This window comes from Bacillus sp. AFS031507, from assembly GCF_002584635.1.
In the GTDB taxonomy this organism is placed as follows: domain Bacteria; phylum Bacillota; class Bacilli; order Bacillales; family Cytobacillaceae; genus Neobacillus.
On sequence record NZ_NUOW01000028.1, the window covers coordinates 13,649 to 26,659 of the forward strand.

The 13,011-nt window shown below is 40.8% G+C and carries 11 protein-coding genes; 9 read left to right on the top strand and 2 right to left on the bottom strand.

Translation table 11 applies throughout. From position 1 onward, the window contains the following. Nucleotides 1-12 precede the first annotated feature (12 nt). The 6 genes from mnmG to COE25_RS23395 all read left to right on the top strand — a co-directional run bounded on the left by mnmG (nt 13) and on the right by COE25_RS23395 (nt 6,419). Nucleotides 13-1,902, top strand: coding sequence for a tRNA uridine-5-carboxymethylaminomethyl(34) synthesis enzyme MnmG (mnmG, locus tag COE25_RS23370; protein WP_098934345.1), 1,890 nt, complete (start codon nt 13-15; stop codon nt 1,900-1,902). Between the two features lie 21 nt (nt 1,903-1,923). After that, complete coding sequence (rsmG, locus tag COE25_RS23375; RefSeq protein WP_088084880.1) at nt 1,924-2,640, top strand: 16S rRNA (guanine(527)-N(7))-methyltransferase RsmG; 717 nt, start codon at nt 1,924-1,926, stop codon at nt 2,638-2,640. Between the two features lie 114 nt (nt 2,641-2,754). After that, nucleotides 2,755-3,618, top strand: coding sequence for a nucleoid occlusion protein (gene noc, locus COE25_RS23380; protein ID WP_088084879.1), 864 nt, complete (start codon nt 2,755-2,757; stop codon nt 3,616-3,618). Between the two features lie 393 nt (nt 3,619-4,011). Next, nucleotides 4,012-4,773: a ParA family protein gene (locus COE25_RS23385; protein WP_088084878.1), complete on the top strand. Its 762-nt coding sequence runs from the start codon at nt 4,012-4,014 to the stop codon at nt 4,771-4,773. Next, entirely contained in the window at nt 4,766-5,614 is an 849-nt protein-coding gene (locus COE25_RS23390) for a ParB/RepB/Spo0J family partition protein (RefSeq protein ID WP_088084877.1), read from the top strand. Before COE25_RS23385 ends, COE25_RS23390 begins: the two co-directional genes overlap by 8 nt. Before the next feature lie 88 nt (nt 5,615-5,702). Continuing rightward, complete coding sequence (locus tag COE25_RS23395) at nt 5,703-6,419, top strand: DUF554 domain-containing protein (RefSeq protein WP_098934346.1); 717 nt, start codon at nt 5,703-5,705, stop codon at nt 6,417-6,419. 45 nt (nt 6,420-6,464) lie between these two features. On the opposite strand, the gene yyaC is transcribed toward COE25_RS23395, so the two are convergent. Then, nucleotides 6,465-7,085: a spore protease YyaC gene (yyaC, locus tag COE25_RS23400; protein ID WP_088084875.1), complete on the bottom strand. Its 621-nt coding sequence runs from the start codon at nt 7,083-7,085 to the stop codon at nt 6,465-6,467. 162 nt (nt 7,086-7,247) lie between these two features. Between yyaC and COE25_RS23405 the strand changes: the two genes are divergently transcribed. The 3 genes from COE25_RS23405 (at nt 7,248) to COE25_RS23415 (ending at nt 10,415) form a co-directional block, all read left to right on the top strand. Beyond that, nucleotides 7,248-8,114 (top strand): mechanosensitive ion channel family protein, encoded by an 867-nt coding sequence (locus COE25_RS23405; protein ID WP_098934347.1) that lies wholly within the window; start codon nt 7,248-7,250, stop codon nt 8,112-8,114. A gap of 14 nt (nt 8,115-8,128) precedes the next feature. Further along, nucleotides 8,129-8,326, top strand: a complete 198-nt coding sequence (locus COE25_RS23410) for a DUF951 domain-containing protein (protein ID WP_026568062.1) — start codon at nt 8,129-8,131, stop codon at nt 8,324-8,326. 82 nt (nt 8,327-8,408) lie between these two features. Continuing rightward, the gene (locus COE25_RS23415; protein ID WP_098934348.1) at nt 8,409-10,415 is read left to right on the top strand and encodes a molybdopterin-dependent oxidoreductase; all 2,007 of its coding nucleotides are present in this window, start codon (nt 8,409-8,411) and stop codon (nt 10,413-10,415) included. A 51-nt stretch (nt 10,416-10,466) separates the two neighbouring features. Here COE25_RS23415 and COE25_RS23420 read toward each other — a convergent pair whose 3' ends face one another. Further along, nucleotides 10,467-12,755 carry an SH3 domain-containing protein gene (locus tag COE25_RS23420; protein WP_098934349.1) on the bottom strand — a complete coding sequence of 763 codons (2,289 nt, stop codon included), beginning with the start codon at nt 12,753-12,755 and terminating at the stop codon, nt 10,467-10,469. Nucleotides 12,756-13,011: the final 256 nt, after the last annotated feature.

The window sequence follows — 13,011 nt, forward strand, 5'->3', positions numbered from 1 at the left end:
AGGAGTGACTATATGCAATACGAAGCAGGAAATTATGACGTCATTGTCGTTGGAGCAGGCCATGCCGGCTGTGAAGCGGGCCTTGCGGCGGCAAGACTTGGCGCCAAAACATTAATGATTACCATCAATCTTGATATGGTTGCCTTTATGCCATGTAACCCATCCGTTGGCGGACCAGCTAAGGGGATCGTCGTTCGTGAAATAGATGCTCTGGGCGGGGAAATGGGTCGAAATATTGATAAAACCTATATCCAAATGAGAATGCTGAACACGGGAAAAGGTCCAGCTGTCCGCGCGTTAAGAGCGCAGGCTGATAAATTTGCTTACCAGCATGAAATGAAAAAAACACTTGAGGAAGAACCGAATCTAACCTTACTCCAAGGGATGGTCGAGAAACTGATTGTCGAGGATGGAATTTCTAAAGGGGTTATCACAAAGACAGGTGCGGTCTACCGCTCAAAAACGGTCGTCATTACAACCGGAACCTATTTGCGTGGGGAAATTATCCTTGGTGAGTTGAAATATTCAAGTGGTCCAAATAATCAGCAGCCATCGATTAAGCTGTCAGAACATTTAGAGGAGCTTGGTTTCGACCTTGTCCGTTTTAAGACTGGAACTCCGCCACGTGTTAATAGTAATACGATTGATTATAGTAAAACTGAAATCCAGCCTGGCGACGAAGTTCCACGATCTTTTTCCTATGAAACAACGAAATATATTACGGACCAACTGCCATGCTGGTTGACCTATACCAATGAACGCACCCATCAGTTAATTGACGCCAATCTACATCGTTCTCCAATGTATTCCGGAATGATTAAAGGGACAGGACCAAGGTATTGTCCATCGATTGAAGATAAGGTCGTCCGCTTTAATGATAAGCCGCGCCATCAGATTTTCCTTGAGCCTGAAGGAAGACACACAAAGGAAGTCTATGTACAGGGTCTATCCACGAGCTTACCGGAAGATGTACAGCAGGAAATTCTTAAAACCGTTCCAGGGCTTGAAAATGTGCAAATGATGAGAGCTGGATATGCGATTGAATACGATGCGATTGTGCCAACACAGTTATGGCCTACCCTGGAAACCAAAGTGGTTGAAGGACTGTATACGGCGGGTCAAATTAATGGAACTTCCGGCTATGAAGAAGCAGCAGGACAAGGAATCATGGCTGGTATCAATGCAGGACTGAAAGCGATTGGCCGTGACCAGTTAATTTTAAGTCGTTCCGATGCGTATATTGGAGTTTTAATTGATGATTTGATCACTAAAGGAACAAATGAGCCATACAGATTGTTAACGTCAAGAGCAGAGTATCGCCTACTGTTACGACATGATAATGCTGATTTACGCTTAACCGAAATAGGCCATCAAATCGGACTGATTCGTGATGACCGATACGAACGATTTTTAGCAAAGAAAGACGCAATTGAGGCTGAAAAGCAGCGTTTAGAGTCGACGTTTTTGAAACCGACGGCTGAGGTTCAAGAGCTGATTCGAAGCATTGGCGGCAGTGAATTAAAGGATGGAATCCGCGCTTCTGATTTATTAAAAAGACCAGAAATGAACTATGAACTGCTTGAAACCATTTTTCCAAGTGATGTCAGCCTTGATGAAGATGTGAAGGAACAGGTTGAAATCCAGTTAAAATATGAGGGCTATATTACCAAGTCACTACAACAGGTTGACCGCTTAAAGAAAATGGAAGATAAGAAAATCCCTGAGAATATTGATTATGACATGGTGTCAGGCCTTGCGACAGAAGCCAGACAGAAACTAAAACTAGTCAAACCGCTATCAATTGCCCAGGCATCCCGGATTTCAGGAGTGAATCCAGCGGATGTTTCGATCCTGCTTGTGTACCTAGAACAAGGCAAAATAGCTAGAGTTTCAAATGAATAATTATGTGAGGAAGATTATTGAATGATCATTGAACAATTTGCAGCAAACCTAAGGGAAAAGGGGATCTCCCTTTCAAGTGAACAGCTCGGCCAATTTGAAATGTACTTTGAGACATTGGTCGAGTGGAATGAAAAAATGAATTTAACCGCCATTACGGATAAAGCTGAAGTGTATCTAAAGCATTTTTATGATTCGATTACGGCTTCCTTCTATTTTGATTTTACAAAGCCTTTCCATCTTTGTGATGTGGGGGCGGGAGCGGGGTTCCCTAGTATTCCGCTAAAAATAGTTTTCCCACATATCGAAGTGACGATTGTTGATTCACTAAACAAGCGCATTTCGTTTTTAAATCATCTCGCGAAGGAATTAAAATTGGAAAATGTTCATTTTATTCATGATCGCGCCGAAACCTTTGGGGTAAATCCAAATTTCCGTGAAAATTTTGAAGTCGTAACCGCTAGGGCCGTGGCAAGAATGTCTGTGTTGAGCGAGCTCTGCCTGCCACTTGTTAAAGTAGGCGGACACTTTATTGCCATGAAAGCTGCCCATGCGAAAGATGAATTAGAGATCGGTCAAAAGGCAATTTCCATTCTGGGCGGAAGGTTGGAAGATATGCACACCTTTACATTGCCAATGGAAGAAAGCGAGCGGAATATTTTAATCATTAAAAAGGAAAAACAAACACCAAAGAAATACCCGCGCAAGCCTGGGACACCAGGAAAGACACCGATTGAATAAGAAAAACGGATTTGGAGTGCTAACAATTTTTCAATAAACATGTTATTCTAGGCAGGAAGAATGTCTGTATTCAGAGAATAAGTAATAGGGAGTTTCGTAAAGGTGGTGTTGGGGATGAAGCAATCGTTTACACGCTTTTTTGGCCTCGGCGATAAGGGAGAACAAGAGGTTGCGCTTGAAAAAGAGCTAATTGTAGAAAAAAACGAGGAAATAAAAAAGATTCCAATTGACCATATTGTTGCAAACCGATTTCAGCCTCGTACGGTTTTTGATGAAGAGAAAATTGAAGAATTAGCGCGAACAATTCACATTCATGGGATCATTCAACCGATTGTCGTTAGAGAGTTTGCCATTGACCAATATGAAATTATTGCTGGGGAACGCCGTTTTCGTGCGATGAAAAAGCTCGGTTGGACCGAAGCACCAGCCATTATAAAAAATTTATCAGATACTGAAACGGCCTCTGTTGCTTTAATTGAGAATTTACAACGGGAAGAGCTGTCGCCGATTGAAGAAGCGATGGCGTATGGGAAATTGCTGGAATTGCACAATTTAACCCAAGAAGCATTAGCACAACGCCTTGGGAAAGGGCAGTCAACCGTTGCCAACAAGCTTCGTCTTCTTAAATTGCCGCAGCCTATTCAAGAGGCATTGTTAAATAAAATTATTACAGAGCGTCATGCACGTGCACTGATCCCTCTTAAAGATCCAGAAAAACAAGTGGTGCTATTGGCTGAAATTATTGAAAAGAATTTTAATGTCAAGCAGACAGAGGAACGTGTGGTCAAACTGCTTGAACAAAAAAGCGAAAAGCCAAAGCCGAAACGGAAGGCTTTCAGTAAAGATATGAGAATCGCCGTAAATACCATCCGTCAATCATTAACAATGGTAACGGACAGCGGGATTAACCTCGATGCTGAAGAAGAAGAATTTGATGAATTCTACCAATTTACAATTCGCATACCAAAGAAAAAGTAAGATCAATAGAATAATAGATGCTAGAACCAAACGAAATCACAAGTTTGGTTCTTTTTATTATGTTAAAGATCAATATTGATTTTGGCACTATGTTGATTGGAGCGGAAATCAACATTTCAGTATAAAGAGCCTTTACTTGAGGAATTTTCGTAATAAATAGTAATTTATGGATAATTAATGTCCATTCCCCCTCTAAATCACAGATATAAACTAATTGAAAATTTGAATATTTTTAGAAAAAATCCAACAACCTTTCTGTTTCATGCTAAAATAAAGGAATGGAAATTTTCCTATCATAAATTCAGTTTAGATTAGCCAAATGACTAGTATTTTAATAGAATTTAATAGAAACATAGAATAAAACTTTGAGAGAATAAAAGGGTAGGTGACATCGTGGGCAAAATTCTTGCAATCGCGAATCAAAAAGGCGGAGTCGGTAAAACGACTACCTCTGTCAACCTAGGGGCCTGCTTAGCATATATTGGGAAACGTGTCCTGCTAGTCGATACGGACCCGCAGGGAAACGCAACAAGCGGGATTGGTATTGAAAAGGCAGAAGTTGACCAATGCATATATGATGTTTTAGTAGATGATGTAGAAGCAAAGGATGTTATTAAACAAACATCGGTCGAAAATTTGTATGCGATACCAGCAACAATTCAGCTGGCAGGAGCAGAAATTGAATTGGTTCCGACGATTTCTAGAGAAGTTCGTCTGAAACGAGCACTTGGAGAGGTTAAAGATCAATTTGATTATATTATTATTGACTGTCCGCCATCGTTAGGCTTATTGACGATCAATGCGTTAACGGCCTCTGATGCTGTCTTAATTCCTGTTCAATGTGAGTACTATGCGTTAGAAGGCTTAAGCCAATTATTAAGTACAGTAAGACTTGTTCAAAAGCATTTGAATCAGGATTTGAAAATTGAAGGCGTCTTATTAACGATGCTTGATGCTCGAACCAATCTTGGCCTTCAAGTAATTGAAGAAGTAAAAAAGTATTTTCAAGATAAAGTGTATAAAACCATTATTCCAAGGAATGTCCGTCTAAGTGAAGCACCAAGCCATGGGGAACCAATCATTACTTATGATTCGAAATCGCGTGGTGCTGAGGTGTATTTAGATTTAGCGAAGGAAGTGGTCTCAAATGGCTAAAGGTTTAGGAAAGGGACTAAACGCAATTTTTACGGATGTTGGCAAGGAAGAAACAGTTCAAGAAATCAAGCTTAAGGAACTGCGCCCCAACCCTTACCAGCCGCGAAAAACCTTTCAACAAGAGGCAATTGATGAATTAAAAGATTCTATTTTAGAACATGGAATCATACAGCCAATCGTCGTTAGAAAAAGCCTTAGAGGGTATGAAATTGTTGTCGGTGAACGGCGTTTTCGGGCTGCAAAGGAAGCAAAGCTTGAAACAGTCCCGGCTGTTGTCCGCGACCTTTCAGAGCAGCAAATGATGGAATTGGCCGTCCTTGAAAATCTGCAGCGGGAAGATTTAAATCCCATCGAAGAGGGTTTAGCGTATCAAACATTAATGGAAAAGTTAAAGCTAACCCAAGAAGAGGTAGCGAAGCGATTAGGCAAAAGCCGGCCGCATGTAGCGAACCATGTTCGTCTGCTTTCCCTCCCTCCGAACATTCAAGAGTTAATATCCACTGCTAAGATATCAATGGGACATGGCCGTGCCTTGTTAGGACTCAGGGAAAAGGCAAAAGTTCCTGCATTAGTGGAAAAGATCATCAAGGAAGCGCTCAGCGTCCGTCAGTTAGAAAAACTGATTCAGCACTTAAACGAAAGTGTTTCACGTGAAACAAAAAAGCCAGAAAAGAAAAAAGATGTGTTTATCCTGGAACGTGAACACACCCTGCGTGAACGGTTTGGAACGACTGTAAACATTAAGCAGAATAATAATAAAGGGAAAATTGAAATTGAATTTTTCTCTCAAGATGATCTTGAACGAATTCTGGAAATGCTTGATCAAAATGAATCCTTATAACCATCATTTCGATGGTTTATTTTTTTGGGTAAATATGATAGTTTATTAGGTATATATTTCGAAGGTCGAAGAAAAAGGTGGAAATAGGATGTTTTTATTAGGAACACTTGTAAATGGGCTGTTAATAGTCATTGGAACGCTTCTTGGGAAGTTGTTAAACCGCATCCCAGAAGGAATGAAGGTTACTGTCATGTATGCCATCGGGTTGTCCGTCATGGTTTTAGGGTTGCAAATGGGCTTGAAGAGTGAAAACTTTCTCATTGTTATTATTAGTTTGGTGGTTGGAGCTGTGGCCGGCGAGGCTCTCAAATTAGAGGATAAATTAAATGACTTAGGTATATGGCTTGAGCAGAAAGTCGGCTCTAACAATGGAAAAGGGAGTATCTCAGAAGGGTTTGTCACTGCTACCCTCATCTTTGTAATTGGGGCGATGGCGATTATTGGTGCACTTGATAGCGGCATCCGCGGCGATCATGCTGTTTTGTACACCAAATCATTGATCGATGGATTTACGGCGTTAATCTTAACGACAACTTTAGGGATAGGCGTTATTTTTTCTGCGATTCCGGTTGTCCTTTATGAAGGGTTGATTGCCCTGTTTGCTACCCAGATTGATCGATTTGTTCCCCAAGCATTAATGGATCAGTTTATTGTTGAAATGACGGCTACGGGTGGGATCATGATTTTTGCGATTGGCCTAAATTTAACCGGAATGGTGAAAATTAAAGTAGCCAATTTGCTGCCAGGCATTGTTGTAACGGGACTGATTGTAACCGTTCTTTATTATTACCATCACTATTTGTAGCCAATAGAAATAAAAGAGCAATCGGATATAACACCGTTTGCTCTTTTAATTTGTCTTCTCTTCTTCGAGCCAATTTAAGTTTAATTCCGTCCAGGTTTGTTTAGGGTATAACAGGCTTGCTTGATAGATCCCATTGGCAATCGTTTTTGCCATTCTCATGACAAGATTTAAGCGGGTGTTTTGCAGGACAAAAAACTCCATAAACCCACTGACATTGACGATGCCGGTGATATGTATATCTCCGACCGCGGGAAGTTCTTTGTTTACTCCAGCTCCTGGTTTGACAGGACCATTTCCTAATTGAATGACTCCGACATTTTTAATCCTGCCCAAACAAGCATCAATCCCAATAATATAGGGGTCATCATGTTTTGCATGGATTTCCTTTAGTTTTTCAGAAAGATTGACGGCATGAATCGGTTCATCTAATGTTCCGTACACATAAAACGACCTTATACCCTTTTCTTCCAGCAGTGTCCCAACAAGTGGTCCTAATGAATCCCCTGTGGAGCGGTCGGTACCAATACAAACAAAGACAATTGGGCGCTTTGTCAGACTGGGAATCACAGCAAGCAACTCTTCAGCTAGATTTTCAGCCGCATGCAAATCATCGTGGCTGATTCGCGTCTTAGCCCTCCTGTCAAAAAAACTGGTCTTCAGATTCATTAAGTCACTCCCTCGCAGTAAATAGTCTTATTAGTATACGGAATTTTCAGTAAATCTATACATGAACTGGGGAGAAAAAGGAAAATTCATTATGCTATTAACTGCGCAGAATAATTGCTAAAATAGATGTGGATTATGAAGTTATTAGAGGATGGTGTCTGAATGAGTCTCACACAAAAGGGAATGCAAAAATTAATCGATAAATTTCAAAATGAAGATACATGGTTGAATATGGGTGAAGCCTTTCTAAAAATCCTTGCGATTTTGGTCATTACCAATATCTTGATTCGAATTGGAAAATTGATGATCCATAATATCTTTAAAATTAGAAACCTCTCTCCGCTCAATACATCAGATCGGCGTGAAGAAACGCTCTCAAGGCTGCTTGATAATGTCCTTTCTTATGTGGTTTATTTTATCGCTTTTATGATGATCCTTTCTGTGTTAGGAATTGATGTAAAAGCACTGATTGCCGGAGCGGGGGTTGTTGGTTTAGCCGTTGGTTTTGGTGCACAAAGTTTAGTGAAGGATATTATTTCTGGCTTTTTTATTATTTTTGAGGATCAATTTTCAGTCGGTGATCATGTTCGCATAGGACAATATGAAGGTAATGTCGAAACTATAGGGTTAAGAACCACAAAAATAAAAAGCTGGACCGGGGAACTGCATATTTTACCAAATGGCAGTATCATCGAAGTAACCAATTTCTCAATAAATAATAGTATCGCTGTTGTTGATATTGCCATCGCCTATGGTGAGGACATAGCGAAGGCGGAAAAGGTAATTGAGGAAACCATTCAGTTTATGCCTGCCCAATATGAAGAGTTAGTTAAAGCCCCTGAGCTATTAGGGATTCAAACAATGGGTGCAACCGAGGTTGTTTTACGGGTTGTCGCAGAAACACAGCCTATGAAGCAAGCGGCTGTTTCTCGAAATATTCGAAGGGATATCAAGCTTCAATTAGACGAGAATGGCATTAAAGCACCAACTCCAAGAGTGGTCATGTATGGATCTGAACAACCAAAATAAGGGGAGATTTTGCAATGGAAGAAAAAGAATTTGCCTTAAATGATGTTGTCGAGATGAAGAAACAGCATCCCTGTGGAACAAATCGTTGGAAGGTGATCCGCATGGGGATGGATGTTCGGATCAAATGTGAGGGCTGCGGTCACAGCGTTCTCATACCAAGGAGAGAATTTTCAAGGAAAATGAAGAAAATTTTGGTGAAGCATGAGGAGTAGTTCATGCTTTTTTTTAATGGAAAACTATATTATTCTTATTAGAAAAGTAGAAATAGAATTTTTCACATAGGGGATGGGGAAATTGGCACAAATACGTAAGGCAGCATGTCCGTTAAATTGCTGGGATAGCTGCGGTTTTAATGTAACAGTCGAAAATGGCCGGGTCATTAAAGTAGAAGGAGATCCCTCCCATCCGATCACACAAGGGAAAATTTGCGGACGGGGACGGATGCTCGAAACAAGGACAAACTCCTCGCAACGGTTGTTGCATCCATTAAAAAAGATAAACGGTCAATTTGAGCAAATTTCCTGGGAACAGGCACTTAATGAGATTGCTGATAAATTAAAACAAATAAAAGAACAGTACGGTTCTACCGCTGTTTTACACAGCCATGACTATGCGAATAATGGCTTATTGAAAAACCTCGACCAGCGTTTCTTTAATTGCTATGGCGGTGTGACCGAGCTTTACGGCTCGCTCTGCTGGGGAGCAGGAATTGAAGCACAAAAGTGGGACTTTGGCGATGCTTACAGCCACGAACCAGATGATCTTTACAACAGCAAAAATATTATTGTCTGGGGACGAAATGTCGCCCGCACAAATATGCACTTTTACGAAAAACTTTTAGAAGCGAAAAGGCTTGGCGCGAAACTAGTGGTTATTGACCCTATTTTTAATGCAACGGCGAAAATTGCCGATGACTATATATCGATCAAACCTGGGATGGACGGACTATTAGCGGCGGGAATTATCAAGGAAATGCTCCGCTTAGGAGTAGAAGACCGCAGTTTTATTGAGCAATTTACCGCGGGCTTTGATGAGGTGGAACAGCTCCTTAACAGCATCTCAATCGAAAAAATTAGTGAAATGACGGAAGTCCCTTGTGAAGTGATCACTAAATTAGCTCATGTTTATGGGGACAAACCAACTTCTACCTTTATGGGGCTTGGCTTACAACGCTATAAAAATGGCGGCAATACGATTCGCTTCATTGATGCCCTTGTTGCATGCAGCGGGAATATTGGCATTGCGGGCGGCGGCGCCAACTATGCCAACCTTCAAGTTGGGCAAAGCTTCGTGTTTGAGGAGTTGACCCTGCCAACTCACAAACAAAAGCAGCGCCAATTTTCAATTATGAAACAGGCAGAAGAAGTGTTAAAGGCAATAGACCCAGAAATTCAGATGATTGTTGTGACGTGTGGGAATCCCTTAACCCAGGTGCCTGACACCCAAGTGGTTGAAAAAGCCTTCTCTTCCGTAGCGACGCTGGTGGTGATTGATCAATATATGACGGACACAGCGCAGTATGCCGATTATGTGTTGCCGACCACAACAGCCTTTGAGGAAGAGGATATTTATTATTCTTCGATGTATCATCATTATGTGAATTATGGTCCTAAGCTTGTAGAAGCACCGGGTGAAGCCAAACCGGATTTATGGATCTGGACAGAATTAGCAAACAGACTCGGTTTTGGGGCGGATTTTGATTTTTCAAGAGAGCAATTCCTAAAGATGGCCTTTCAAGCATTGGAAGAAAAGGGTGCATCTCTAGAAACTTTAATGGATAAGCATACATTAGAATTGCCGGTACTCGCCATCCCATGGCAGGACCGAAAGTTTAAAACACCATCCGGTAAGTTTGAATTCACGGCACAGTTAGGTCAACGTAGCGGCAGCGATGGACGGTTAACCTTAGCTGTACCCGCAGAGTCTAAATGGGAAAATCCGAAGCTTGCTGAAAAATATCCATATATTCTGCTGACGATTCATCCGATGCGCTCTAATCACTCGCAGAACTATCACCTTTATGCAGTGACACCAAAAGTGAAGGTGGAGGTTGCCAAAAATATTGCTGATGTTCTCGGTTTGCAAAAGGATGATTTTGTAAGGGTCTGGAATGACCGCGGCGAAGTAAAGGGCTATATTTCGATAGCAGCGGCTGCCCATCCGAACACCATTAATATCGATGAAGGAATTTGGAAGCAGTTTGGCGGGTCTGTTAATCACCTGACCTCGAGCGAGGCATCTGATAATGGTCTTGGGAGCACCTTATATGATTGTCTCGTGAATATTGAAAAGGTCCATTAATTTATAATAGAATAGGGAGCTGCCGAGCGGCCCCCTTTCTCATAACTAGAATTAATTATATTTCGGGATCTCTAGTACTAGTTTATAAGAATCTATTAAACTATATAAATTGTAAATTTGGTGGACTTGCTTGGCAGCCCAGCCGATATCTGACGCATATTGATGTGTTGCACGACCGCTTGTTACTGTTGAACCTGGATTCCATCGCATTTTATAGAGGGTATCCTGCCCTGCGTTAATATATCCGTTGGCAATAAATTGTGCACCGCCGAGAATAGCCTTCTCAGGAGTAAACCAACCAGCATTATAAGCAAATTGGGCCCCACTGGTGACCGTAGTTTGATCATAAGCACCAATTCCGAACATATTATAAACAGTTTTCCCATTAATTTGGACGCCTTGAGCCAGTTGTGATTTACCATTATTTGTTTCTAATAAAGCATGGGATATTAAGTAAAGTTCATTTATTCCATATGTATTTCCAGCCTTGATAAAGGTGGATGCTAATCCTTGCAAACTACCTTTTCCAGACAGAATTCTTTCATTAACCTCTTTAGCACTTATATTGGCTGTCACTGACAGTTTAAGAAATTGCAAGGAATCGACCGTATCCTTTTGGAAATTATTTGGATCTACATAATAGGTAATATCTTCCGGACTCGCATTTACCCAGGTTTTATTAAATTTTACTTGGTACCAGTTATCCCCATCTGTCCCCTTTAGTTTACCAAGAATTTGTAGAGTATCCTGTTTCTTCACTTGGCCGACTACCCAATAGCCAGGACCAGCCCCACCTCTTACATTCCAACTCGATCCATTGACCGTCCCGCTTGTTTCACTAGTTAATGTTAAGCCATCAGCTCTGATGTACGTATCATATGACTTGTCTGTTTGTGGATTAACTGCCATCTGCTTTTGTACCAAATCAGATAAGGGAATGTCATAGCTTTCAATAACCTTATCAATGGTTCCACTAGTGGTATTGGGATTAAAGGGCGGAGTTGTTGACAAGTATTGCGTGCTGATATATCCCGTTTTCCCATTGGCCGCTACTTTAGCCCAACCATTTCCTTCGGAAAGAATCGTGACAAGTGTTCCTCTTGATAACTTTGTTACGATAGAGGCGCTCCCAGCAGCGCTAGAACGCATATTTAAGCTGGAACCATAAATAACATCCACATATTTTGTCTTCGTAGTTTCTTTACTCGGTTCCGAATTATTATTGTTCGCAGCAACCGATCCGGCAGGGGGAGTTGTTTCAGATAAATAGTGAGCTTGGACATAGCCCGTTTGCCCATATGCTTCTATTTTAGCCCAGCCCTTTGCTTCAGAATGAACGATGACTTTCACCCCACGAGCTAATTTAATCAAAATGGATGCATTCAATGAGGCACTTTTGCGCATATTTAGAGTGGAGCCTAGGTTGATATTTACATATTTGTTTATGGTCGTTTGTTTATCCGGTATTTCGTTCACAGGGGTAGTATTTACTTTCGTAGTAGAAAGATATCCAGAACTTACATACCCCTCTTTCCCATTGAATTTTACTTTAGCCCAGCCATTTGCCTCGGAATAGACCTCTACTTCAGTTCCATTTTTTAATTTTTCAAGAACTGTTGAACTGGTTGATGGACCTTTCCTTAGGTTCAAGGTAGAACTAGCACCAACATTTACAACCTTTTTTGTGGTTTTCACAGGGGTAGAAGCTGATGTACCCGTACTAGGATTTTTGCTTGGACTCGTACCAGATAGAAAAGCAGAACTTACAAAGCCAGTTTTTCCATAAACTTTAATTTTCGCCCAGCCACCCGCTTCAGAATAAACCATTACCGCCGTCCCTTTTGCAAGTTTCACAATAAGCGATGCACTTGTTGAAGTACCATTACGCATATTTAATGTGCCACTTTTTACATTTACGTATTTAGTTTTGGCGGTTGTCGTTGATGCTGGAGTAAAATTGGTCGGGCTTTTGGATGATAGAAAGCCCGAGCTGACATATCCAGTTTTACCGTTCACGCCTACCTTGGCCCATCCCTTTGTTTCAGAAGAGACCTTTACTGTCATCCCTTTTGATAGAGTTGTGACGATAGCTGAACTAGTCGAAGTACTTTTTCTCAAATTTAATGTCCCGCTGGTTATATTTACATACTTGGTAGTCTGAACACTATTACCACTGATTTGTGTAGAACTTGTTTTTTCTGCAAAAATTGTTTCCTCAAAAGCAACGGTAGACAGCACTGCAAAACAAAAACTCGGAAGTAAGGCTTTTTTTACAATACTTCCTGAAATCCAGGGTCCATCTGACTTTTTAGGTACTTGTTGTGTGTTTGTTTTTTTCATTACTCCTCCTCCATATATCTATTAATCTATTATTCTAGTAAAACTATCAAGTAAAGTTTGTATTAAAATTTACCATATTTACTAAATAATATAGGGGAATTTGTAGAAAGAGGGGGAATTAGTTTGAAATTTCGATCTCTTTTTATCTTTATTTAGCATTTATTGGCATAAAACCAAATCTTCGTACCTCCTTTCTTTGATTGTCGTTACCATTAATCATTCTTGTCTTTTTACATTGAAATGCCTATAATTGTGA

Excerpts from the sequence above, each read along its gene's own strand:
- COE25_RS23410 (WP_026568062.1), top strand. The coding sequence starts at position 8,129 with ATGGAAGAAAAAGAATTTGCCTTAAATGATGTTGTCGAGATGAAGAAA.
- yyaC (WP_088084875.1), bottom strand. The coding sequence starts at position 7,085 with ATGAATCTGAAGACCAGTTTTTTTGACAGGAGGGCTAAGACGCGAATC.
- noc (WP_088084879.1), top strand. The coding sequence starts at position 2,755 with ATGAAGCAATCGTTTACACGCTTTTTTGGCCTCGGCGATAAGGGAGAA.
- COE25_RS23405 (WP_098934347.1), top strand. The coding sequence starts at position 7,248 with ATGAGTCTCACACAAAAGGGAATGCAAAAATTAATCGATAAATTTCAA.
- COE25_RS23420 (WP_098934349.1), bottom strand. The coding sequence starts at position 12,755 with ATGAAAAAAACAAACACACAACAAGTACCTAAAAAGTCAGATGGACCC.
- rsmG (WP_088084880.1), top strand. The coding sequence starts at position 1,924 with ATGATCATTGAACAATTTGCAGCAAACCTAAGGGAAAAGGGGATCTCC.
- COE25_RS23395 (WP_098934346.1), top strand. The coding sequence starts at position 5,703 with ATGTTTTTATTAGGAACACTTGTAAATGGGCTGTTAATAGTCATTGGA.
- COE25_RS23390 (WP_088084877.1), top strand. The coding sequence starts at position 4,766 with ATGGCTAAAGGTTTAGGAAAGGGACTAAACGCAATTTTTACGGATGTT.
- mnmG (WP_098934345.1), top strand. The coding sequence starts at position 13 with ATGCAATACGAAGCAGGAAATTATGACGTCATTGTCGTTGGAGCAGGC.